Annotated in this window: 22 protein-coding genes and 1 tRNA gene; 8 read left to right on the top strand and 15 right to left on the bottom strand. The window is 51.1% G+C overall.

Annotated elements, in window-relative coordinates; translation table 11 throughout:
* The first annotated feature begins 54 nt into the window (after positions 1 to 54).
* Positions 55 to 693: an MBL fold metallo-hydrolase gene (locus tag QLH52_RS17655; protein WP_033156618.1), complete on the top strand. Its 639-nt coding sequence runs from the start codon at positions 55 to 57 to the stop codon at positions 691 to 693.
* 182 nt (positions 694 to 875) lie between these two features.
* Here QLH52_RS17655 and QLH52_RS17650 read toward each other — a convergent pair whose 3' ends face one another.
* Positions 876 to 1322 carry an Rrf2 family transcriptional regulator gene (locus QLH52_RS17650; protein WP_319962421.1) on the bottom strand — a complete coding sequence of 149 codons (447 nt, stop codon included), beginning with the start codon at positions 1320 to 1322 and terminating at the stop codon, positions 876 to 878.
* A gap of 111 nt (positions 1323 to 1433) precedes the next feature.
* Between QLH52_RS17650 and QLH52_RS17645 the strand changes: the two genes are divergently transcribed.
* From QLH52_RS17645 to QLH52_RS17635, 3 genes are read left to right on the top strand one after another with little or no spacing between them, the layout of a single operon-like run.
* Complete coding sequence (locus QLH52_RS17645) at positions 1434 to 1772, top strand: hypothetical protein (RefSeq protein WP_051669963.1); 339 nt, start codon at positions 1434 to 1436, stop codon at positions 1770 to 1772.
* A complete protein-coding gene (locus QLH52_RS17640) occupies positions 1765 to 2370 on the top strand; it encodes a c-type cytochrome (RefSeq protein ID WP_319962420.1) in 606 nt (201 codons plus the stop codon). Before QLH52_RS17645 ends, QLH52_RS17640 begins: the two co-directional genes overlap by 8 nt.
* Positions 2371 to 3876 (top strand): cbb3-type cytochrome c oxidase subunit I, encoded by a 1506-nt coding sequence (locus QLH52_RS17635; RefSeq protein WP_319962419.1) that lies wholly within the window; start codon positions 2371 to 2373, stop codon positions 3874 to 3876.
* Positions 3877 to 3967: 91 nt separating this feature from the next.
* Here the strand turns inward: QLH52_RS17635 and QLH52_RS17630 are convergent, their stop codons facing one another.
* Positions 3968 to 4162, bottom strand: a complete 195-nt coding sequence (locus QLH52_RS17630; protein ID WP_033156621.1) for a hypothetical protein — start codon at positions 4160 to 4162, stop codon at positions 3968 to 3970.
* A 445-nt stretch (positions 4163 to 4607) separates the two neighbouring features.
* Between QLH52_RS17630 and QLH52_RS17625 the strand changes: the two genes are divergently transcribed.
* Positions 4608 to 6224: a methyl-accepting chemotaxis protein gene (locus tag QLH52_RS17625; protein ID WP_205450467.1), complete on the top strand. Its 1617-nt coding sequence runs from the start codon at positions 4608 to 4610 to the stop codon at positions 6222 to 6224.
* A gap of 112 nt (positions 6225 to 6336) precedes the next feature.
* On the opposite strand, the gene QLH52_RS17620 is transcribed toward QLH52_RS17625, so the two are convergent.
* The gene (locus tag QLH52_RS17620) at positions 6337 to 7920 is read right to left on the bottom strand and encodes a GTPase domain-containing protein (RefSeq protein ID WP_319962418.1); all 1584 of its coding nucleotides are present in this window, start codon (positions 7918 to 7920) and stop codon (positions 6337 to 6339) included.
* Positions 7901 to 9640, bottom strand: a complete 1740-nt coding sequence (locus tag QLH52_RS17615; RefSeq protein WP_033158118.1) for a GTPase — start codon at positions 9638 to 9640, stop codon at positions 7901 to 7903. The genes QLH52_RS17620 and QLH52_RS17615 overlap by 20 nt, the downstream gene beginning before the upstream one ends.
* Positions 9641 to 9755: 115 nt before the next feature.
* Between QLH52_RS17615 and QLH52_RS17610 the strand changes: the two genes are divergently transcribed.
* On the top strand, positions 9756 to 10190 hold the full coding sequence (locus QLH52_RS17610) for a DUF6694 family lipoprotein (RefSeq protein WP_033158119.1): 435 nt from the start codon (positions 9756 to 9758) through the stop codon (positions 10188 to 10190).
* Position 10191: 1 nt separating this feature from the next.
* Here the strand turns inward: QLH52_RS17610 and QLH52_RS17605 are convergent, their stop codons facing one another.
* The 5 genes from QLH52_RS17605 to QLH52_RS17585 all read right to left on the bottom strand — a co-directional run bounded on the left by QLH52_RS17605 (position 10192) and on the right by QLH52_RS17585 (position 14911).
* The gene (locus tag QLH52_RS17605) at positions 10192 to 10851 is read right to left on the bottom strand and encodes a DUF2959 domain-containing protein (protein ID WP_033158120.1); all 660 of its coding nucleotides are present in this window, start codon (positions 10849 to 10851) and stop codon (positions 10192 to 10194) included.
* Positions 10844 to 11410, bottom strand: coding sequence for an amino acid kinase family protein (locus QLH52_RS17600; protein ID WP_033158121.1), 567 nt, complete (start codon positions 11408 to 11410; stop codon positions 10844 to 10846). Before QLH52_RS17600 ends, QLH52_RS17605 begins: the two co-directional genes overlap by 8 nt.
* Positions 11407 to 12780 (bottom strand): aminodeoxychorismate synthase component I, encoded by a 1374-nt coding sequence (gene pabB / locus QLH52_RS17595; protein WP_319962417.1) that lies wholly within the window; start codon positions 12778 to 12780, stop codon positions 11407 to 11409. Before pabB ends, QLH52_RS17600 begins: the two co-directional genes overlap by 4 nt.
* Positions 12781 to 12859: 79 nt before the next feature.
* Positions 12860 to 13906, bottom strand: a complete 1047-nt coding sequence (locus QLH52_RS17590) for a hydantoinase/oxoprolinase family protein (RefSeq protein WP_319962416.1) — start codon at positions 13904 to 13906, stop codon at positions 12860 to 12862.
* A gap of 9 nt (positions 13907 to 13915) precedes the next feature.
* Complete coding sequence (locus tag QLH52_RS17585) at positions 13916 to 14911, bottom strand: ATP-grasp domain-containing protein (RefSeq protein WP_319962415.1); 996 nt, start codon at positions 14909 to 14911, stop codon at positions 13916 to 13918.
* Between the two features lie 20 nt (positions 14912 to 14931).
* Between QLH52_RS17585 and QLH52_RS17580 the strand changes: the two genes are divergently transcribed.
* Positions 14932 to 15615: a HisA/HisF-related TIM barrel protein gene (locus QLH52_RS17580; protein ID WP_319962414.1), complete on the top strand. Its 684-nt coding sequence runs from the start codon at positions 14932 to 14934 to the stop codon at positions 15613 to 15615.
* A gap of 56 nt (positions 15616 to 15671) precedes the next feature.
* On the opposite strand, the gene fae is transcribed toward QLH52_RS17580, so the two are convergent.
* The 5 genes from fae to QLH52_RS17555 all read right to left on the bottom strand — a co-directional run bounded on the left by fae (position 15672) and on the right by QLH52_RS17555 (position 20212).
* Positions 15672 to 16187, bottom strand: coding sequence for a formaldehyde-activating enzyme (gene fae / locus QLH52_RS17575; RefSeq protein WP_033158126.1), 516 nt, complete (start codon positions 16185 to 16187; stop codon positions 15672 to 15674).
* A gap of 85 nt (positions 16188 to 16272) precedes the next feature.
* Complete coding sequence (locus tag QLH52_RS17570) at positions 16273 to 17139, bottom strand: triphosphoribosyl-dephospho-CoA synthase (RefSeq protein ID WP_319962413.1); 867 nt, start codon at positions 17137 to 17139, stop codon at positions 16273 to 16275.
* Positions 17133 to 18035: an ATP-grasp domain-containing protein gene (locus tag QLH52_RS17565; protein WP_319962412.1), complete on the bottom strand. Its 903-nt coding sequence runs from the start codon at positions 18033 to 18035 to the stop codon at positions 17133 to 17135. Before QLH52_RS17565 ends, QLH52_RS17570 begins: the two co-directional genes overlap by 7 nt.
* Before the next feature lie 87 nt (positions 18036 to 18122).
* On the bottom strand, positions 18123 to 19106 hold the full coding sequence (mch, locus tag QLH52_RS17560; RefSeq protein ID WP_319962411.1) for a methenyltetrahydromethanopterin cyclohydrolase: 984 nt from the start codon (positions 19104 to 19106) through the stop codon (positions 18123 to 18125).
* 5 nt (positions 19107 to 19111) lie between these two features.
* Positions 19112 to 20212 carry an ATP-grasp domain-containing protein gene (locus tag QLH52_RS17555; RefSeq protein ID WP_319962410.1) on the bottom strand — a complete coding sequence of 367 codons (1101 nt, stop codon included), beginning with the start codon at positions 20210 to 20212 and terminating at the stop codon, positions 19112 to 19114.
* A gap of 75 nt (positions 20213 to 20287) precedes the next feature.
* Here QLH52_RS17555 and QLH52_RS17550 point away from each other — a divergent pair.
* Positions 20288 to 20377: transfer RNA gene (locus QLH52_RS17550), tRNA-Ser, on the top strand.
* Positions 20378 to 20497: 120 nt separating this feature from the next.
* Here the strand turns inward: QLH52_RS17550 and QLH52_RS17545 are convergent.
* The gene (locus QLH52_RS17545) at positions 20498 to 21004 is read right to left on the bottom strand and encodes a DUF4410 domain-containing protein (RefSeq protein WP_033155179.1); all 507 of its coding nucleotides are present in this window, start codon (positions 21002 to 21004) and stop codon (positions 20498 to 20500) included.
* Positions 21005 to 21987 lie beyond the last annotated feature (983 nt).

Genomic DNA, 21987 nt, shown 5'->3' with positions numbered 1-21987 from the left:
TGATCTATCACTCCCGCGCGAGCGGGAGTCCAACCTCCAGCCAACATCAATTTCATGCGCTACACCATTATTCCGGTCACCGCCTATCAACAAAACTGCACCTTACTGGTCTGCGAACAAACCAATAAAGCCGCTCTGGTCGACCCTGGCGGCGACCTTGATGTATTGCTGAAGGAAGTCAAAAAGCGAGGCGTGGAGCTGGAATCGATTCTGGTCACCCACGGCCATCTCGACCATGTTGGCGGCGTGGCGGAGTTGGCGGAAAAACTCTCGTTGCCGATCATCGGCCCGCAAATTGAAGATAACTTCTGGATCGAGGCCTTGGCGCAGCAATGCCGGATGTTCGGTTTTCCTGAATCGGTGAGTTTTACCCCACAGCGTTGGCTGAACGACGGCGATACGGTTAAGGTGGGTAATGAAGTGTTACTGGTAATTCATTGCCCCGGACACACACCTGGCCATGTGGTGTATTTCAGCGAGGACGAGCGCCTGGCGCTGGTCGGCGATGTACTATTCAAGGGCTCGATCGGTCGCACCGACTTTCCAAAAGGCGACCATCAAACTTTAATCAACTCGATTGAATTAAAACTCTGGCCCTTAGGAGAGGACGTGAAATTCATCCCCGGTCACGGCCCTATGTCTACTTTTGGCGCGGAAATGCGCAGCAATCCCTTTGTTGGAGCCTACCGCTAACCGAAAAAAACCAGCCCAAGGACAGGTTAAAACGGAGGAACTAGCATTCTGGATAAATAGCTGCCAGCGGATTTTATTGACAATGGTGGATGGGTAGGGGCGATAGCCGAAACCCATCGCATCAGTTTGAGGACACTTGATGGGTTTCGCTTCGCTCTACCCATCCTAAACATTGCAATGCCTCAACCCTGTTTTAGCGGTACGCAATCCAAGCCACTCGGCCGGGGCCCTGGTACCAAATCGCTCAAAACCGCCTTGTCCAAAGTCTGTAAAAACTGCTCGACAGCGCCGCCTAACAATCCTATCAGCCCGCACCCCTTCTCCAGGGCACAATGACCCTGCTTTTTGGGATTAAAACATTCTGCCATCTGAAAGTGCCCCTCCACTTCCCTTACCACATTGCCGACACTGATCTCCCGCGCCGGCCGCGACAAACAAATGCCGCCCCCTTTGCCGCGTACCGTCAGCACAAAACCTTTTACGCCCAGTTTGTGTACCACCTTGACCAAGTGGTTTCTGGAGATGCCGAAAAAATCGGCTAATTCAGTAATTGTTACCCGTTTTTCAGTGTTGATAGCCAGATAAATCAGTACGCGCAGCGCGTAATCGGTATGTGCAGTCAATTGCATGTCGGTGAATTTGGTAAAAGCCGTATTTGAAATAAATGTTAATGACGCTTACACTTGCCCGAAAGTTGCATTTTAAACGCATGTTATAAAACTGTCCGGCGGTAAAATTTAATGTTGATCGAACCCGTTGCCCTATCCGATTTTTTCCTGAGCTTTTTCAGTGCGGCGTTGATCATCTTGCTGGCTACCGTGTATGCGGCGTTGTATGCCTGGTCCAAGATCAGCGGCCGCCGCAAATTCGAGCTCGCCGCCTGGTTAATCTACGCTGCTTTGTTGATTTGCGTCGGGGTGTTCAGCTACGTCAATCATTTTAACGATTATTGGCTGCTGCTGTCCTTGTTAATGGTACTCGGCTACGGCTGGATGCCGCGTTTTATCTGGAAGTTGTGCGCCGCGACGCACGATGCAGATACTCACCACTCTCATCAATCTGGAGATCATCATGACTGAGCAAAGTCCGCCCCGCTGGGCGTCGGAAACATTCTGGAAAAAAACCGCGATCTGGGTGACCGGCGGGTCTTTTGTGCTGCTGGTTATTTTAAGCTTCGATTCGATGAAACAAATCAGTGCCGGCGGCCCGCGCGTGCCGGCTTATAGCGTGATAAACAAAGACATCAGCTATCGCTTCGACAAAGCCAAGCAGCGCTACCAACCCACCATAGGCGAGGACGCACCGTTGTTCGGCAAAACTTTGAGCGAAGAAGACGCCGAAAAACTGATCGACCACGGCAAAAAAACCGTACAAGCCAAGAACTGCATGAACTGCCACACCCTGCTCGGCAACGGCGCCTACTATGCGCCGGACTTGACCAAAGCCTGGCTGGACCAAGGCTGGGGGGCCAAGGAATCGCGCGAGCAAATGATGGTGAATTTCCTGCTCGATCCGGAAAAAAATGCCCGCACCTACGGCTCCAACCGCAAGATGCCCAATCTGGACATCACGCCACAAGAAGCTGAAGCCATCGTTGCTTTCCTGAAATGGATGTCGTCTATCGACACCAACGGCTTCCCGCATAATTTCATCGCGCTGGGCGAAGAGGAACAATAAATGACCTTACAAGCTTATCAAGAAAAAGCGGCGAACTGCTGGGCCGGTTGCAAGCAACGCCATACCGAGCTCATGACCAACCCCCATCTGAGCGGCGGCCAAAAACTGGCGGTACATTACTTTACCGTGGCCATGGTACTGTTCATGGCGCAATTGCTGTTTGGCCTGCTGGCCGGTCTACAATTCATCTTCCCCAGCTTTCTCTACGAAATCCTGGATTTCAACGTCAACCGCATGGTGCACATCAACGCCATGGTGGTATGGATGCTGTATGGCTTTCTTGGCTCGGTGTACTGGTTTCTGGAAGACGAGAGCGGCGTCGAGATCGTCGGCCTGAAATGGGGACAACTGGCGTTCTGGGTATTGACCGGCGCCGTCACCGTCGTGGTCTTGGTGTACTTGCTGATTCAAATCGGCAGCGGTACCGACACCTCACTCTGGTTGATCAACGAAGGCCGCGAGTATATCGAAGCACCACGCTGGGCCGACATTGGCATCGTCGTGGTGGTATTGACCTTTTTCTATAATGTGGCCGCCACCTTTGCCAAGGGCAAATGGTCCGGCATCGCCGGCGTGTTGACTTTGGACCTGGTCGCGCTGGCCGGTTTGTATTTAGCCGGCATGTTTTATGTGACCAATATTTCCGTCGATCAATACTGGTGGTGGTGGGTGATTCACTTGTGGGTGGAAGCCACCTGGGAAGTATTGGTCGGCTGCATCATGGCCTGGAGTTTGATGAAATTGCTGGGCGTGCGTCGCAATGTCGTACAAACCTGGCTATATATCGAAGTGGCCTTGATGTTCGGCTCCGGCATCTTGGGCCTGGGCCATCACTACTTCTGGATAGGCACACCGGAATACTGGTTTACCATCGGCGGCTTCTTCTCCGCGCTGGAACCGATTCCGCTGGTAGCAATGGTGGTGCATTCCATCTACGACGCCGGCGCGCATCGCTTCAAAAACAGCAACCACCCTGCTTTGGCCTGGATCATAGCCCATGCTTTCGGTAACTTTCTCGGTGCGGGCGTTTGGGGCTTCATGCACACTCTGCCACAAATCAATCTGTATACTCATGGTACCCAATGGTCGGCTTCGCACGGCCATTTAGCTTTCTTCGGCGCTTATGCCACCATCAACATCGCCTTCTTCTATCTGGCGGCACAGCAAGCGCGCGGTAAGGTCTGGATGGGCGGCGAGCTTGCCAATGGCTGGCGCTGGAAAACCGCAGCGGTACTATTAAACCTGGGCGTGATGGGCATGACGGTGGCTTTATTGATCGCCGGCTACGAACAATCGTTTATCGAACGCGCGGTGGAAGGCTCAACTTGGGCCGGCTATTTTGCCGCACAAAATCATCCCTGGTTCATGCAAGCAATGGTCTGGCGCATGGTATTTGGTTTGATGACGGCGGCGGGCGGCGGTTTGTTGTTTTGGGATTTATTGGAAATCGGCAAGGGCGAGCAACGGCCCGCGGCAGTGATTGACAGCGAAGCAGTAGCCGAATAAACCAACGGTGTGCTTACCGCTTGGGCATCCACCGATTTTTCAAACGCTTAAGGCGAATACGCTGCCGTATTCGCCTTATAAAGGCTCTACCTCAAACCGGAGAACATTGCGAACAAGCGGTTGGCTTGGCAAATCTCTCACTAGCCTTCTTCGCCGCACTGACCACGTTGCTGATTGAACCCAGATAATAAATCGCCTCTTTAGCCGGCAGCAAAGAGCAGCTGGATTTATGAATCAGGTGGTCACCATTTTCCTGCGCGCTTATCTCAATAAAAAACTCTGCCATTGTCTATTCCTCTTGATATAGGTTTTATAAATACAGGTCGAACCGCGTGAATGATCGAACCTCTGTAGGCCATCGAACATTCGGCCTGAGCGATGTTATGAAAACGACATGAATAACAGTTAATTCAGGCCATTTTGCGGCTCAGCTAACTGACAGCAAGAAATAAACCAGAACCACCGGTAGATTAGCCCTGCTCATTCCGCGTTAAGCAACACCTTGTTTGGGCATTTGTTAAACAACACAAACCCGACAAATAATAAGCTCGCTTACCGTCAACGCCACTCAATCCTAGGTAATCCAAGCATCTGTCGATATTCGCTCACTCGCAGACTGACCCACCGCCTTTGCTATATTTCAGCTCTATCTAAGTGACTGATTGTTGCATTGAAAATTTCTTCTACAATTTCTACTCAGCTTTCACGTTATTAATATAGGGGGAATGCGTATGCTGAATCGTTTTTCGATAGCCGCCAAACTTCAACTGATGTCTTGGTTTGCGTCGCTACTGCTGGCCGGCCTGGCTTTACTTGGCTATCACGCCTTAGATTATGTCGGCGATGCAGCTCACCGCATGGGGAAAAGTAAAGACATCCTCGCCGACATTCTACCGCCCCCCTTATTTCTGGTTGAAGCTCAGTTGATGGCCGAGCAGCTATACCACGACAAAGATAAAGACCCTAAGTATGCGCGGTTAAAAGAATTGAAAATCGAGTACGACACCCGCAATCGCTATTGGGAGTCCGCACAGGAGATTCCAGCCCAACTAAAACAAGCCATATTGGGCACGCAACGCGAACAAGCCGATCAGTGGTGGAAAGAATTGGAGGGACGCTATATTCCAGCAATCAAGGAAGGTGACGTAAAAACAATGGACCTGGCTATGGAACGCCTGGATGAACAGTACGAACGGCATCGCGAAGCATTGGCAGAAACCGTCAAAATTTCCAACGGATATTCCAATGAGACCTTGGCAAACCTTAACCAAACCGTCGGTAGCACAACCTGGTATCTGGTTGGAGTGGCCTTGCTGGGGGCAATCGCATTCGTGATAATGGCCTACGTGATTATCCAACAAATCCGCTACAGCCTTGATCAAGCGGAAAAAGTCACGGGGGCTATCGCCGCCGGCGACCTGACGGTAGTGATCCCCGATGCAGGCGACGATGAAATCGGACAACTTCTCAGAAAGTTAGCGCAGATGCGCAAGAACTTACACAATCTAATCTCCGATATGCACAACGGCGTATTCCAGCTTAATCGATATTCGGCGGACCTGTTGGAGGCCGCCGCGCAAGAATCGATTATCGCCAATAACGGTTACGACGCAGCTTGCAGTATGGCGGCCACTATCGAACAACTATCGGTATCGCTCGAACAAGTCAACGGTAATGCGCTGGACGCCAAGCAGGTTGCATTCGAATCAGGACAGCGCGCGGAGTTATCCACCAAGGTAATTAGCTCCACCGCCATAGAGATGCAAAAAATTTCAGCCATTGTCGTGAATGCGGCTGACTACATTCGCAATCTGGAATCAATCAGCTCGGAAATAACCAGTATTGTCGACGTAATTCACGGTGTCGCCGAACAAACCAATCTGCTTGCTCTAAACGCCGCGATTGAGGCCGCCCGCGCCGGCGAGTACGGCCGAGGTTTTGCGGTGGTTGCAGACGAAGTCAGAACGCTTGCCGAACGCACCAGCACGTCCAGCGGTGAAATTAAATTGATGGTGGAAAAAATTCGTCAAGCCTCCAAAGCCGCTGTGCAGGCTATGGAAAGCGGGGTAACCGGCGTTGAATCCGGCGTAGCGCTGTCCAGCCAGGCTGGCCAATCGGTCAACGAAATTCTCGACGCCCAATACCGCGTGACTCTGTCGGTAGACGGGATTAGCGGCGCACTGGGCCAGCAATCGGCTGCTACACGCGATATGGCTAATCGGGTGGAACAGATCTCGCAAAATGCCAACTCGCTGGCTAAAACCGTAGAGAAAACCAAGCAGAGCGCAGAACAATTGGCACAACAGGCCGCTAGCCTCGATAAGTTGGCTGCACGCTTCAAATTATAAGCATTCAGCGCAGAATGCGGCTGCGTTACTTAGGCACAAACTTAACGATTTCCAGGCTTGGATCACCTGAGTTTACGGTAATGTCAGCACTCAAACCTTAAGCTGAATAATCTCACTTAGCCAATAATACCCGACCCAGAAGGCTGCCATTTTCGACAACCATCGCTGATTCAGCACCGCAACGCTCGATCAACCGCGTCAACTGCTGACCCAGCATTTCGTTCCGTTGCTGCTCGCTCAACAACACCTGCTTGATCTCCGCCATCACCGCCGCCAAGGCCTGCTGCAAACCTTTCTGTAAACCTTTCAATGCTGCTTTCTGCAAAGACGGCTGAATTTTTTTGTGCAGGAAAAACGGAATCAGCCAGCTCAAACCGATCAATAACACACTGTGAATTGCAAAATCGGCACCCAAGTAAGCAGTAGCATCGGCGGCGCTGTGGTAATAGCCGGAGAATACCTGATAACCGACGGCGCCCATCGCCGCCAGCGGTAAGACCGTTTCGCAAATCGCCGTCAATGTCAGCAGAAAACGCTGAGCACCGTTGCCGGGCTGCAATAAAGCCTGTCGACCGGCCAATTCGGTTTGAGCAGTCAGGTTTTTCTCGGTGTTATCGCGGATCCCTTGCAACGCAACTTTCAAGGGTTTGCTGGGGATGTTGGCTTGTGCGGCTTGCAGAACCAGTTCGTCCAGCAAATCGTTCAGACGGTTCTGCGCCCAGTCGTCCCACAGCTTGATGTCGGCTGGTTGGCCCAGGTTCTCAGCCCAGAATTGCGCGAGCTGTTTAATCGGCCAGGCCAAACCTTGCTGTAAGCCGGCTTCGGTATGCAGCCAAAGCGTCTCAAAATTTTGCTGACATTGTGCATAGTCTCGGCCGGAAAAATCGTCAGCCAGTTGCTGCAAGGTCTGCTTTAAATGTTGGCGGCGCAATTGCTGGCTGCGCTGTTCCAGTTGCGCAACGCTATGCTGTCCGGACAGTTGCCGCAACTGCTCCAGCAACCCGGCAAACTCATCGCCGTCCGGTTCGCTGCAACTGGTGCGAAAAATCAAAGGATCGGTAAAACCGGCCTTACCCAGCTGCTGTTTAAAATCGTCGTATTGCACCGGCTGACCACGATCCCACTGATTCATCACAAACAGCCAGGCGTGTTTCGCGCCTTCCGCCAGCAGCAATTGCCAGGCTTTGTTGTCGCGGTAGCGTTCCGGACTGACTACATACAGTAAAACGTCAATATGCGGCAGCCACTCCAATACCAAACGCTTGTTGCCGAGTTCGACGCTGTCGAAATCCGGCATATCAATCCAGACGATATGGCTATTGGCCGCATCGTTGTGCTGGCTGATCTTGATGCTGTCCAGCGGCAAACCTGCCGGCAGTTTGTTAATCGCCAGGCTTTGGTGGTGATACAGAGTCACTTCCCGAGAGGTGGGCCGCTCGATGCCGGCCCGGGCAATCGCCTGCCCCGCCAAACGATTCAATAAGCTGCTTTTGCCGACGCCGGTACCACCCATGAACGCCACAATCAAAGGTCTGGTCTGCGGGTCGGTTTGACTCGCCGCAAATAGAGCTTCCGTACTGCGCGCATCTATTGTGGTCAATAATTGCGCCCGCTCCGCGCTCAATCGGCCTTCGGCTTGCGCGGCTGCAGCCCATTGCTGGGCTTGGGTCAGCAATTCAGAGTAATCGTAAGCCATGTTTCTTCTCTTTCAGCGCCTGCTCCGCGGCGTGGCATTGTTGTTCGGAGATATTAAAACGGGTGGGCGACAGCACGCCTTGCGGCAACAAATACAGCCGCTGTTTCAGGCAGGTCTCAAACAATGCCGTCTTCACGGTATTGAGCTGATGCTGCTTTAATTCGGCTTCGACCTTATGCATATAGCTACCGATGGCGCTTTCCGCCAACAAGGAAGTCATGGTCAGCATCAAGGGCGTGAGCACCAAATCGTGGACGCCGATGCCACCGGCCTGAATAGCCAGCAATAAGGCACCGGCATCGGTGGTAACCCGGGTGGCGCGCAGGCTATTCAGAATCATCGGCTGTTCTTGCAGCTTTACGTATAAACGTTGCGCCGAGGCTTCCACATCTTGTTGAAAATCGCTGTGATAGTCCATCACTGCTTGTCTGTAAATCTGTAATAAATCGCCGCGTTTTTGTCTCAGCGCCATCGCGGTTTCTTTCCACCAGCGACTATCGGCCGGCTCGGTTTCGGTCTTTTCCAGCAAGCGGTCGGCGATCTGGATCAAGAGATGTTCGCCCAACTGATTCAACACCCCGAGTTCCTGATTGGGATTGATAGGCGTGCCGCCGCCCCACGCGAATAATTTACGAAACGGCCAGGTCATGGCCCGCCGGGTCTTGCCTAGCGCTTTGGCGATGCCGGGGATTTCCAGCAAGGTGAGCAAATTTAATAAAGCGTTTTGGAAGGTTTCGTAATGATGCGGATGGTTGAGATAATCGCGCTGGTACTCCTTAACCGCTTGCGCCAACGCTTGATCGACCAGGGTTTGCCAATGATGCTGGGCATGGTGTTCGGCAAACACCGGTTCTAGCCAGTCCAGCCAATAGCGGCTGATTAATTGCTGCTGGCGAGCAACATGTTTGTGACGGGTGACTTTTTTCGCCAGTTCGTTAAAGGCATGCGAGGCCGATTGCGGCCAGTTAGGCACCGCTGGGGCTTTTTGGAATAACAAGGGCACCAGAGTAGGTAAAGGATCGTGACGGGTCTGCAGCCACTTTTGCCGCAACGAATCCAAAATCACCTGCTCGCTGCCCTCATTGAGTTTATTGACGCAAATCAGGGTTGGCTGCTGGAAAACCTCGATGGCTTTCATCATTTCCCACACCGATTGATCGGCGTATTTTTCTTTACTCACCACCAGAACCACGATATCGGCCAAGGCAATCGTGCGGATCACGCCTTCCCGATAGTCGGCGGCGTCTATCGAATCGAAATCAGGCGTATCCCAGCAGACGCAAGCCGGTAACAAGGCCGAGGCGCCGGGGCTTGGACTCAAGGAATAGCAATCGTATCTTCCCGGCCGCAGCTCTGTTTGCTCCAAACGTTGAAAGCGGCCGAAATAATGTTGCATGCCATCGCAGTCGTCGGGCGTCAGGCCGTGGCAAAAGCCTTGGGCCTGTACCGTGTAACCGGCCAGCGGACTCACACCGGCGGCGTTGGCATCTAACAGCAGATTAACGACGGAACTTTTACCGGCCTGCGTTGGCCCGATGACGGCGATTTGCAGCGGAAAACCGGGATTGTTGTCGAGCAGCTCGCCTTTGCGAATAAAGGCTTCGCCGTGTAACAATTGTTCTATACGCTGCTGATAATCCAGGTACTGGGGATTTTTTTTATCCAGCTGCTGTAGCACAGTTTGGTAACGCTGTTTGAGAAGTTGGATAAATTCCAGCATGTGGTAAGCTTGTGTTTTTAATTACCGAGTAATTTGGTTTGTTTGGTAACCCGCGTTGCAACCATTATAAATACAAAATTCGGGTTTGTTTATTTAGCCACTGGGGGGCTACATCATGAAAAAAGCGTCTACTGTTTTGGTTTTTTTAATCTGCGCATTTTTAGCCGGTTGCAATAAAAGCAACCAAATCAACGGCAGCAGTTTAAAAACGGTCAATCGATCAATCAGTCAAATCAAGGAAAAATTGCCGCTGGACCAACGCATTGAGTTTGAAGTGTCTTTCTGGACCTTACGCGATGAAATCCGCAATAACAAGGAGTTTTTGGACGCTATCGATGGCAAGACACCGGAACAATTGGTAGAAGCCGGTAAAGAACTGTTTGCCAAACGCAAAGCGGCCGGCAGCAAAGACTATGAGAAATACGACAACTGGGACCAAATGATTTCCCAATACTCACAAGAACGTATCGACCAAAACCGCAAGAAAACCCCTGACCAACGTGACAAAAACCCACCGGCAAGAGTCGATTACAAAATGCACGCCATGTAAGTTACTTGCGCACTGGGGCCGGCAGTTGTTTCTGTTCCACTAGAACCGCGACAAACTGACTGGCCTCGCTGATGGTTTTTTCCATCACCTCGATCAACCGCGAAATATCCACACCAATTTCCATGAACTCGTGCCGCAATGCCGCGATAGCATGGGCATTCAAGTTATGCTTTAAAAACAGCACCTGATCCTGAAACGCCGCCAACACCGGATGCATCCGGGTTTCTGCGTTCTGTAAGGCTTTTAACAAACGGGCATATTGCTGCCGGGATTTTTTAAGTTGTTGCTGGCTGCGCGCCTTCAAGGCCCGGTTGCTGTATAAGGCCAGCTCGGCTTCCCATTCGTTGAACAAGGCTTCGCTAATGTCTTCCACCGCCTGAATTCTTTGACTGACTTGCTCAGCCTTACCCTTGCATAGGTCATAGCGGCGTTTGAGTTGCTGATAGCGCTGTTCCAGTGAACTATCCTTCACGTTGACGATGCTTTTGAATTTATCCAGAGCATCAACGAACTGATCGCGGCTGTCCTTTAAACTCTCGCAAGCCTTCCCGACGTGCATAACGACAATGTCACGTTTTTGATGGCCCAGTAAGGATTCCCGGCTTTGATAATAAGCCTTGCGCAAACGCTTGTTCAGTATGGCTTTAATAAAATTAATCATGGTGGGACAGGAAGCGGTCTTTATTCATTACGGTAATTTTGTAACTAGCCTGGGCGGTGAAATGTTGAAAAGCGGCATCCAGGATGCCTTGCTGCTGTAAGTCTGGCAAACTCAGGCGCTCAGGAATCGGCGCCGATTTCACGACAATTAGCTCATCAGCTTCTATAACGCCAGCCAACCAGGCCGCCAAACTATCCGAAGTAACGTCCCAACTGGCGGCGATATTGGCGTTATCCAATTGCTCAACTTGCGGCGACCAGATCACTATAGAATTGGCTTGCTCTGCGCAAGCTAATCTTGCCGCGTCAGCGATTACAGCAAATTCGGGCATCAGGCTATTCATCAACCAGGCCATTTGCTGCATCGCCAGAATTGCCATCCGGTGCGCCGCAACATCATCAAAACCCCACTGACTTTGCGCGATGCGCACTTGCTCGGCAAACGGCCCGCCGCCGGGCACAATAACAATCGGGCCGGCGCGATTGGCGATTGCCGCCAGGCAAGCGGGCAAGGCGGCTGTTTCCAGCAAGCTGCCGCCCAGCTTGATTACGCACGTCATACGCCAAACTGTTGGAGTAACTGCAATAAGGCGGCGGCCTTATCGAAACATTCCTGATATTCCTCGTCCAGCACCGAGTCATTGACGATGCCGCCGCCCGCCCAAAAACGTATCGAGCCGTGATTGTGTACCAGCGTACGAATCGCGATATTGGTGTCCATATTGCCGTCGAAACCGATATACCCTATCGCTCCGCAATAAATGCCACGCCGATGCGGTTCCAGTTCCTCGATGATTTCCATCGCCCGGATTTTCGGCGCGCCGGTAATCGAGCCGCCTGGAAAGCAACTGCGCAATAAATCGATGGCATGCTGGCCTTCCGCTAGCCCCCCCGTCACGGTACTGACTAAGTGATGTACGGTGGTATAGCTTTCTACAGAGAATAAGCTCGGCACCCACACCGAACCTTTTTTGCAACTCTTGCCCAAATCATTGCGGAGTAGATCGACGATCATCACATTCTCGGCCCGGTCCTTGGTGCTGGAAACCAAGTCTTCGATCTGTGCCTGATCGGCTTCCCAATCATTCCGGCGCGGTCGGGTACCTTTGATGGGTTTGGTTTCCACGGCGCCGTCGGTGACTTTTAAAAACCGCTCCGGCGACGAACTTAAGACCTGCACATCTGGAAAATTCAGATAAGCGCTGAATGGCGCGGCGTTGATCTGCCGCAACACCTGATAGGCTTGCCATGGCTGGCCTTGGCAAGGGCTTTCGAAGCGCTGGGTCAAATTGATTTGATAGCAATCACCCTCTTTCAAATAATGTTTGATGCGTTGAAAAGCCGCGGCGTAAGCTTGTTTGTCCATATTGGCGCACGGCGCTTGCAGCACTTTAAATTCTGTAGTTTCCGTCGGTGTAGAAATCGCACTGAATTCCGCGATTAGTCTTTGCTGCTCGCTTTCCGGTAAATCCACACTGACCAACCAGCTTTGCCGATGCTGATGATCGACAATCACCGCCCAGCGGTAAATGCCCACCGCCATCTCAGGCAGATTTTCCGCATCGTCGGCCATCGCCGGTAAACGCTCGATGCGCCTGGCCAAATCATACGCAAAATACCCGATTGCCCCGCCGTTGAACGGCAGTCCGTCAACACTAGCTAAGGACGCACCTAACTGTTGTTTCAACAACTCAAAAGGATCCTCGGTACTTTCGCTAATCACGCCATCGCGTTCGATAAACGTCATATCACCGCGTGTTTGCAGGGTTACGACTGGGGCATAGGCGATAATATCGAACCTATCCTGGTGGCTGTGCGGCTGCGCGCTATCCAGAAATACCGCCCAAGGCTGCTGCGCCCGCGGGGCAAATAATGCTGCACTGTCTTGAAAATAAGGCAGCGGTTGTTTGATGGGTTTGGCTAAAGGCATTAAGAAGTGCTGTTAAGCGGCCGGAATGTGCCGCAAGGACATGATTTGCAATATACCGATTTTACCCCAGCCGCAGGCTTTAACCAAACCCGCCGGCAAGATAAGCCACGGCGGCGGCCGGCGCACAGTCGCCAGCATTAATATCATTGGTTTTAGCGGTTAATGGTAGCAAATCGGTAAAGTCCAGATACTCCAAGCCCAAATCCGCAGCCATGTCCCGCGCCAGGAAGCGGCCAACACCGGCACCGACTAATTTAATCGCAGAGCCGGCTGCCGCCCTTTGCAATTGTCTGACACAAGACTGGCTGATTTTCTGTATTTGCTTGGTTTTGAGGTGCTCGGCAAATGCCAACCAGAGTGCGTGATCGCTCTCGCTGAATTCGTAACCGGTCAGCCGCGACAAGCGGCGGGCGCTAGCCGAAACTGATTTTTCCGCGCCGTCCGCCGTGTCAGTTTGATCATGGACTTCATTCAAGTCACCAGTCAAGCGATACACATCGGCCATTGTCGCGAAATACTCGGCCATCAAACCCATTGATTGGCCGTTGAATTCGGCTTCCTGGGCAATCGCCATCACCGCCGTGCGGACAATACCGGTATACACCAACTCGCCGGATACCAAGCGCTGATAGTCGGTGAAGCCTTGTACCTTTAGCTGGTGATTTTCGACCAACAAAATATCGGTCGTGGTACTGCCTATATCCACAAACAAGGCATTTGGCTGGCGTTTTGCCACCCATAGCAAGCTAGCCAACCAGTTAGCAGAAGCGATGTCCATGCAATCTGCCGGCTGAATGTGTGCTGCCGACAAAAAGCCGCGTAGGCCGGCAAATACCGATACCTGCTCGGCGTTGAATTGTTCACAAACAGCCCGGACGATGGCGTTGACACCTTGCTCGCGACTGGTAAAGCAATCCACCAGTTCACCGGTCATCGTCACGGCATGCCGGCAATTTTGCAAATCGAATTGGCCGGCCAAATCGGCCAAAGTGCCATGCAGATACTCTATCCCCTTCCATAATGGACAAGCCTGCTGAGCAAGGGCCTGGATATATCCGGACTGATCCAGCAACGCCAACTTGACGTGCGCACCCCCGATGTCCCAACCTGCAATCTGTTTGTTCATTTTGCCTTTTTAATTGATATGGATTTGAACTGTTTCATTTCTATACGGCTGTAACACCGGTTCGGCATGGCGCAGGCGCAAAACCTGTTCGGCCACGTTGATCCCGGTCGCTTGGCGGATGCCGACGTAAGAACTGGTCAGACGCGGATTAATTTCCAACACCAGCGGACCTAGTTTGGCGTTCTCGATAACATCGATACCTACGTAGCCCCACAATCCGGGCAGCGCGTCGGCTATTTCGATTACCAAATTTCGATAAAAGCTCAGCTTATCGGTTTGTAAATTCACTAAACAGCCTTGCAAACTAAATCGGCCTTGCTGCAAAGCAATTTGCTGGTGGTTATAGCAGATAAGCCAGGCTTGGCCATGCTTAAACAAACAAGACAAACTCGCAGCCTGTCCGTGAATATAAGGCTGTAACACATAGCGATACGGATCGGTTAATTCGGCAATAGCGGGCGGCACCTGCTCGGCATCGACTTGCAAACTATCAAGGCACCCGACGCCGTCCGCAATCTTGACGACAAGCTTATCCGCTAAACCGATACCCTCCTCCACTTCGCTAAGCAGATAAGTTGCCACCGCCGGAATATTCCGTTTCTTCAACGCTTGATAAGTTGAATACTTATTGGCGCATACGCTCAAGGCCGCCGGATTGGATAATAAGACTTCGACATTCGCGGCAAGAGCCAGCTCGGCCAAGCTCTGCAACATTCCGTCGCTTTCCGGTGCGATGGGCCAAAACAGATCAGCTTGTGTCAGTAAATCCCCCAACAGATCAAAGAGGTCGCAAGCGGCGCTTACCGTCACAATTTCGCCTGGCAACAGCATATCCGGTCTGGCGCAGCGCTCATCCAAGGGCACACATAGCTGAAGATCGTCCAGACACTTCAGTTCGGCGATTAAAGCCTGTAACATCAAGCTGCCTTCCGTCGCCAGCGAAGCAGGCAATGCCTGCCCGACCAAACCGCCGCCGGTAATAAATTCAAATACCAGAACTCTCAATTCTAAAACTCGCTTGGCTTATGCAGATTATTCCCGTCATTGATTTGAAAGACGGTCTGGTGGTCCACGCTGCAGGCGGAGACCGCAGCCGTTATCAACCCGTACATCTCAACTCGTCAATATGCGACAGCAGCGAAATAAGCCAAGTCGTGACGAGTTTATTAACGCTGTATCCATTTCCAAAGTTTTATATCGCAGACTTAGACGCAATCACCGGCCAAGGTAACCACGACGAGGCTATCGACAACTTGTTTAGCCAATCTCCAAACAAGGAATTTTGGCTGGATAAGGGCAGTAGCTACCAAGCACTTGCTGCAACGAATCGCGGAATAAACTGTAAGCCGGTTATCGGTACCGAATCGCAACGACTACCCGTATCGTTAAAAAATACCGATCTCATCCTATCGCTGGATTTTAAATATAACCAGGTTTTGGGACATCCGGGGTGGCTGGAAAGTCCGGAACTGTGGCCAAAAACCATAGTGGTGATGACCTTGGATTTAGTCGGCAGCAACAAAGGTCCGGACTTTGCAAAACTCAGCCGGCTTTGCAAGGATCATCCCGATAAACATTTTGTTGCGGCTGGCGGCGTTCGGGATGTGAACGATCTCATGCGCCTGAAAACTATCGGCATTACCGCTGTGCTACTGGCCAGCGCCCTGCATAACGGCAGTATCGACGCCGCTATGCTAGAAAAATTTTAGGCAAAAAAATACCCCGGCAAGCCGGGGTATCTTCGACAGCCTTTGAAACTAAAAACTTAAACGTTGTTAGTAGCAAATGGGTGTTTTGCACCAGATTTAGCAGCAACAACTTCTTTAGCAGTTGGAGTGCCGGCAACCGCGCGAGCGATAGCTTCTTTGGTGGCTTTGTAGTTGAATTCTTCAATTTTTGCATCGTCTTCAGCCAACCAGTGGATGAAAACACCAACAGAAATGAACAAATCGTCAGCTTCGTCAGCAGGGATAGTGCCGTCTTCAACGGAATCAGCAACAGCCATAGCAACAGCGCGTTGAGCTGGTCCAAACATTTGAACAGCTTGTTTTGCACCTTTGATGGTTACTTTGTTGAACAGGATGGTTGCAGGTTTAACCAACAGGTTAGGAGCAACAACAGCCAACAGAGTAGAGAAACCGTCTTTGTTGTTTGTCAAAGCATTTGCGAAAGCAGTTTCAGCTGCTGAGCCGCGTGGGCCGATGATCAAATCGATGTGAGCAATTTCGTTGCCTTCACCAACCAAAGATTCGCCAACGCGCAAGTTATTGATTTTTGCCATTTTAAATTTATCCCCTAAAGATAAGATTGAACCAAAAAAATAGACACTTTCGTGTCTCAAGATTGTAGTTTCTGCTTAGTTCCCTCTATAACCCACCGGTTCCTTCACCGATAAGTTGTTCCAGACGCACCACCAGTACTGTCGCTACAGTTATGTCAGCTGTTGTACCCGGATTGATCCTTTGTGCCTTAAAAGCTTTGTCCAGATCGTACAAAACTGGCAAAAGCTCTTCAGGCTCACAAGCTGTTTGCATTGCTCTATCGAGTTTATGCATCTCAGCCTTGATCCACTCTGAATACCGCTCTCCATGCTTCCGCTCAATATGACTATCGGGATATTGAGCCAGCATTGCGGTAAAAACCGCTAACGCCGCCCAAGCACAATCGCCAGACAAAACGAAAGCACGATTATATCTTAAAACGCCAAAATCAAAAACGTCTTTAAAAATTGTTGCGTATTGCAACGCAATTCGGTCCTTGTCAGCGGCAAAAACCATGGCCTCGGTCAGCGTCACATCCGCCGGTTTTTGTACGTCGTGCTGTGCAGATTCGCCCAAACCTGCCGGCGCAGCTAAGGTGACAGCCTTGAAAACCCAATCTGCATCCTCACGGGTCGTATTTTCCAGCAATAGCCGTAAACCATCGCGCAAGTTTTCGCCCTTTTTTAAACCGGCAACCACTTGCAACAATGGCGCGCAAAGCAAAATAATACCGAGATTGGTATTGCAAGCCACCGCCTCGCGGGTTGCCTTGACTGCGTAATAAATCTTTTCACCCAAACTATATTGCGGATTGGTAATCGGCTCGCTGCTAACCCGAGCGCTGACACGAAAATCGTCAACGGTCATATCGTCGGCAGCACTATGAACACTAACATTTCCAGGCTTGAACGCTTGCAACTCGATTTCGCAAGCTTGTAGGTAAGCGTCCATCAATTGCTGCCTGTTCAACATACTTTTTCTGGCAGGCAATATCGATCAAGTAAATCAGCAACCAAACATTCGGCGATGTTAATATCGCAAACACTTTGCAAGCCTTTCCAGGCCGGCACACTGTTCACTTCGATAATCCGGTAACCACCATCGGCGTCCTGAATTAGATCCACCCCGGCATAATCCATGTTTAGCACAACAACGGCGGCAATCGCCAATCCTGCTAAAGCCGGTTCCAGTTCGATACATTCACAAGACGCGCCTCTAGCCACATTATTCAGCCAGGAAATGCCGCGCCGCCGCATGGCTGCAACGGCCCTACCGTTAATCACAAACACCCGCACATCGGAATAGCCATCACCGGCGCATTCGACAAAGCGCTGCAAATAATAAATACCGTGACTACTGGTTAGCCAGAGCAAATCGGTAGATTTTTCGATACGCCGAATGCCCTCGCCTTGCGAACCGAACAATGGCTTGCTGATTAGATAATAGCCGGCGCGCAACTGCTGTTCGGCAATCGCCAATGCTGCATCGCGATCCCGCAATACCCAAGTCATTGCCGTCGGCAAACCGCCATGTTGCAACAAAAAACTGGTCATGCCTTTATCGACGCTACGCTCGATAGCGCCGGCATCGTTATAAACCGGTATGCCCAGTATTTTTAAGCCGTGCAAAACATCCAGATAAAACACCACCTCTTCCAGCGAACCGCCGGGCACGCCGCGCACGAAAACCGCCGCCGGTAATTCTTGCTCAAAACCGGGAATAACAATCGGCAAATCCGAGACCGTTAACTGCAATTTGCAGGCAGTCAGCGAGACATATTCGGCGGCATAACCGCGCTCGGCAAAAGCCAAGCACAACTGCTTGCCGTGCCAACCCGGATCATCGGTAATTATTGCAATTCGGCGCAAGGGAATGTATGTCGAAAAAGTTAGCGATACAAGCTAACTGACCTTGCCCTGCAAGGCCTGTTAGCTGTCGAAGAGATTTAGAGCGAATTAAGCGCCGAACGAAAGATCGAGCAAGGCATTATCCAATTTGCCACCCCGGAAACTTTTGCCGGATTCGACTGCGGTGACGATGACGCTGGCCGGGCTAAACAACATCGCATCGACCTTGAAAAAATCGTATTCGTAGGCTTTGAAAATATCGGCAAATGGTTTGCCGTAATCTTTAGAGGTGGAGCTTGGCAATTCCTTCGCCAATTTTTCCGCCGCTTCATCGCTGCCTTTGACGAACAAATGCACTTGGCCGGCGAATAAAATCGCGTCGTTGGTTCTACCCATCGCTTTTACGAAATTCGGATGCGGCGGGCAAATCGGCGCGCTGCCGGAACCATCAACGATGTTTTCCAACGGAAAGTGCAACGCATGGGCTTTGTGCATAGCCACTTCCAATACTCGCCCGACGACTTGCACCCCGCCGGCCAGACTGCTGGTGGGCGTGACGATGATGGTCAAATTGGCCGGCGACACGCCGCATGCCGCCGCGACTTTTTCGACGATTTCGATTGGCGGCAAGGCGTCGTTTTCTATGACCAGCGCGGTTTGCTCTGCACTATCGCGGTATTCCAGTTCTTTATAAAGCTCTTCCACCGGCTCTACTGCACCGTCTTTCAACTTAGTTGCCAGTGCCCGCGCGGGTCCGGAACCTAGGGCATAATATTTACCGTGCGACAAACTCCAACCCGCATATTGGCTACCCAGGCAAGACAACACCGGATTGCTCGCATGTACATTAATGGTCAGCGGCCAATTACTGGTGTACGGGCTTTGCGAGATCGTCGCGGTACCCAAGCCGCCCATGCAGATTTCGGTGATAATTCGGCCGGCTTCCAGACCGCCCGGCACCTTAATACCCGCATCGATAATGGTGCAGCCGTTTTCCAGCTTTTCGATACCCAACCGTAATTTATCCGCGTTATCCAACAGTTGTTGAACCAAGGGCTGGGAAAATTTATTGACGCTTGCCTGGTATTGCATGATGTTTAAAGACCTGTTTCCAAAAGATTTGCAAGGATGCGTTGTTGGCGATGCAGATTATCCAGCACCTGCCCCGAGTTTTTTCCGGTGGCAATAATACTGCATATCGGCTCGCCTGTGGCAACAATTGCGCCGGGATTCGGCCTATCCGCAGTCCATGACGGCCATATCAGCCGCTCGAGGATCGTTACTGTTTTTTGCGCATAAACAATCTGATAAGCACTCGGCTCCGCCGATAATTCGACACTATTATCCCGGCTGTTTTGACAAGCCTGTAGATGTTTCAAGAGCAGTGATTTACCGTAAAGCTGGGCACTAGCGGAAATCCGCGCATTGATTTCCAACACGTAACATCTGCCGTCACACAGCATAAAATCCATGCTGTTTAAACCGCGCAATTCATAGGCATTGACAAGCTTATCCAACCAGTCGGCAATTTCAGTCTGAATCAACCTAGAAACCTTGGCATGACTGACAATCCCCGCAAACAGAAACGATTGCCCGCCCTCCGACTTTACCGTCCATTGCTCGTTAAAACCGATCAACTCAACCCCATCGCGACTCGCTGCAAACAATACAGACATCGAACGACCTTCGATATAACGCTGCCAATAGCCGTCAACAAACTCGTCATTATGACAGCGCCTAATCCCCAAGCCGCCCTCGCCACGCCAAGGCTTTAACAACCAGTCAAAAACATCCTCAGGCTTCGTAAACACCACCGGCGGGTGCGGAATTGACAACGTATCGAGTCGGGCAAAAAAATCACGCTTGTCCTGGACCCATTGAAAAATAGCCGCCGAGTTCCCGATAATCCGCCAATGCTTTTCCAGACAGCTCAAGGTTTCCGGGTAAGTTTCCAAACCACTGCCATATACCAATTCGGTCAAGCCATGAACCTCACGAACCGCAGCCACAGTAGCTTGAATATCATCCCAGGCCAATGACGGCACCTGATATGCCTGCTTTGCCATTTGCCGAGTATCGCTATCGGCAAAGTAATCGATAGCCACCACCTCGCATCCGGAATCGACACACATTTGCACCAACATCCTTGCCGATTTGGCAATCACTAACAAACACTTAGGTATTAAAGCAGATTGCATTCGGTTGCAGCATGAAAGTGGACCCGCAAAAAACGCTGGATTTTAAAATATTTTCTGTAATAATACGCGGCTGTTGGAGAGCTGGCTGAGCGGTCGAAAGCGGCGGTCTTGAAAACCGTTGAAGGTTTATCCCTTCCTGGGGTTCGAATCCCTAGCTCTCCGCCATATTCTAAAAGGCCTTGTTAATCAAGGCCTTTTTTGTTTTAGAGGCTAAGACAAGCAAAATTTGCTGCAAAAGCGCCCTGCGTGGATACAAAACCCTATCAACTAACCAAGCGGAAATGTTTATTTCCCGTCGATTGTAGCCTGCTCAACAATATGCTTTGACGCTTCTTCCAGCAAAATTAGCGTCGACGTTTCCTCGCCGCCTAAATTTCTGAAAGCCTCGTATTGGGTGCCGGGCGCAAATTCCAATCCGGTAAAACGCTCGGCACCATCGTAATCGACCAACAGTTTGCCGTTTTTTGTATATTTGGCGTTGTAGACCAACGATCCCCTGCCCGCGCCGAAACCTACCGTCAATCGTAATGCGGCATTACCCGGATCAAATGCCGAAATCGCCACATCCAGCTGCGTAGCATTCTCGTCGGTGACAAGATTAAATCCCGCAGTTAATAAAGAAGCCTGAATATAACGCTTGAGTTTATCGACAATCTCCGCGTTCTCGCCACTTACATCAAGCTTAATGTCCTTCCCGTAACTCGAAACACTTTCCGACGATAGTGTTTTCAGTTGGTGAGTCGAACACGCGGTTAAGATCAATAGCGATAGAATCAAAGACAGTAATTGCACATTTACCTCAGTTTTTAAAATCCGTATTGCGTTGGCTCGATACAAAAATACATTTTAATAAAGCATGCGTCGATCAAGCGACCGATGCGCTTCACTTTGTGAAGCACATCCTAAGGCCCTGGATTGCATGCCAACATTGACACATTGCCCCCTGAATGCATTTCCAAAGGATGCGAAGGCACTCCCCATGAAGTCGGATGGATATAAAAATGTCAGGGATGCACCCACCCAGCTTTCGAACATACCCTCGCGACTCTCGAAGGCACATCCAGCAACCTTGACCGCACCTCCAACACATTTGTCCATGTCCCCGCAGCCTGCGGCCACACCTTCCGGATATTTTTATATGCGTCCGGGAAGTTGTTATACCTATCCCAAGTCATTGAGAGCGCATTCGCGGGATTATTAGATACGCCGGGAACATCAGGATACGCATCATTTACCACAAACGATGCAGTTCACGTTGATCAGCACATCCCCAAAGGAGAAAAGTTTCCTTATCCACGCTGAGTATCTGCGGATAGCGCATGGGAACGAGGAATTCTTCAAAGAGTTGGTTTGTCCCGTATGCCGCACCGAGCACCGGAGGTTTTGCCGAGAATAGCCCGCAGGGGAGCGGCAGGGATGCCGCTCGTTTTCGGAGGGGCAGGATGCCCCTTCCGAAAACCCTCGGCAAAAGCGAGGAGCGCAGGATTAAAGCGGCATTCGGGTCGCCTTTTCTTTGGATACTTTCTTTTGGCGACGCAAAAGAAAGTATCGCGGTTGCCGGTCCGCGAACCGCCGTTAAATCAGGCTTCGCGGTAGCGACACATTAAAATTTCAATTAAAAACATTCGTCCGATTACGCTAAAGCTAATCGTACCTTGTATTATCCACCCGTGTTTTTCAGGAGATAATAAAATCTCGAAAAACATGCCTGAGGGGCACCTCAGGTTTGGGTCACTGGATGCCGTATCGGACCTTGGACTATTGAAGCCCGAGAC

Source organism: Methylomonas defluvii, assembly GCF_033949435.1.
Taxonomy (GTDB): Bacteria; Pseudomonadota; Gammaproteobacteria; order Methylococcales; family Methylomonadaceae; genus Methylomonas; species Methylomonas defluvii.
The sequence above is the reverse complement of the archived record's forward strand: the minus strand, read 5'-3'. Positions and strand labels throughout refer to the sequence as shown.

Bases quoted from the DNA above. Each gene is read 5' to 3' on its own strand.
- QLH52_RS17630 (WP_033156621.1), bottom strand. From the start codon at position 4,162: ATGGCAGAGTTTTTTATTGAGATAAGCGCGCAGGAAAATGGTGACCAC.
- QLH52_RS17610 (WP_033158119.1), top strand. From the start codon at position 9,756: ATGAAAAAAGCGTCTACTGTTTTGGTTTTTTTAATCTGCGCATTTTTA.
- pabB (WP_319962417.1), bottom strand. From the start codon at position 12,780: ATGCCTTTAGCCAAACCCATCAAACAACCGCTGCCTTATTTTCAAGAC.
- QLH52_RS17600 (WP_033158121.1), bottom strand. From the start codon at position 11,410: ATGACGTGCGTAATCAAGCTGGGCGGCAGCTTGCTGGAAACAGCCGCC.
- mch (WP_319962411.1), bottom strand. From the start codon at position 19,106: ATGCAATACCAGGCAAGCGTCAATAAATTTTCCCAGCCCTTGGTTCAA.
- fae (WP_033158126.1), bottom strand. From the start codon at position 16,187: ATGGCAAAAATCAATAACTTGCGCGTTGGCGAATCTTTGGTTGGTGAA.
- QLH52_RS17655 (WP_033156618.1), top strand. From the start codon at position 55: ATGCGCTACACCATTATTCCGGTCACCGCCTATCAACAAAACTGCACC.
- QLH52_RS17615 (WP_033158118.1), bottom strand. From the start codon at position 9,640: ATGCTGGAATTTATCCAACTTCTCAAACAGCGTTACCAAACTGTGCTA.
- QLH52_RS17625 (WP_205450467.1), top strand. From the start codon at position 4,608: ATGCTGAATCGTTTTTCGATAGCCGCCAAACTTCAACTGATGTCTTGG.
- QLH52_RS17645 (WP_051669963.1), top strand. From the start codon at position 1,434: ATGTTGATCGAACCCGTTGCCCTATCCGATTTTTTCCTGAGCTTTTTC.
- QLH52_RS17635 (WP_319962419.1), top strand. From the start codon at position 2,371: ATGACCTTACAAGCTTATCAAGAAAAAGCGGCGAACTGCTGGGCCGGT.
- QLH52_RS17590 (WP_319962416.1), bottom strand. From the start codon at position 13,906: ATGAACAAACAGATTGCAGGTTGGGACATCGGGGGTGCGCACGTCAAG.
- QLH52_RS17605 (WP_033158120.1), bottom strand. From the start codon at position 10,851: ATGATTAATTTTATTAAAGCCATACTGAACAAGCGTTTGCGCAAGGCT.
- QLH52_RS17650 (WP_319962421.1), bottom strand. From the start codon at position 1,322: ATGCAATTGACTGCACATACCGATTACGCGCTGCGCGTACTGATTTAT.
- QLH52_RS17640 (WP_319962420.1), top strand. From the start codon at position 1,765: ATGACTGAGCAAAGTCCGCCCCGCTGGGCGTCGGAAACATTCTGGAAA.
- QLH52_RS17580 (WP_319962414.1), top strand. From the start codon at position 14,932: ATGCAGATTATTCCCGTCATTGATTTGAAAGACGGTCTGGTGGTCCAC.
- QLH52_RS17620 (WP_319962418.1), bottom strand. From the start codon at position 7,920: ATGGCTTACGATTACTCTGAATTGCTGACCCAAGCCCAGCAATGGGCT.
- QLH52_RS17555 (WP_319962410.1), bottom strand. From the start codon at position 20,212: ATGCAATCTGCTTTAATACCTAAGTGTTTGTTAGTGATTGCCAAATCG.
- QLH52_RS17570 (WP_319962413.1), bottom strand. From the start codon at position 17,139: ATGTTGAACAGGCAGCAATTGATGGACGCTTACCTACAAGCTTGCGAA.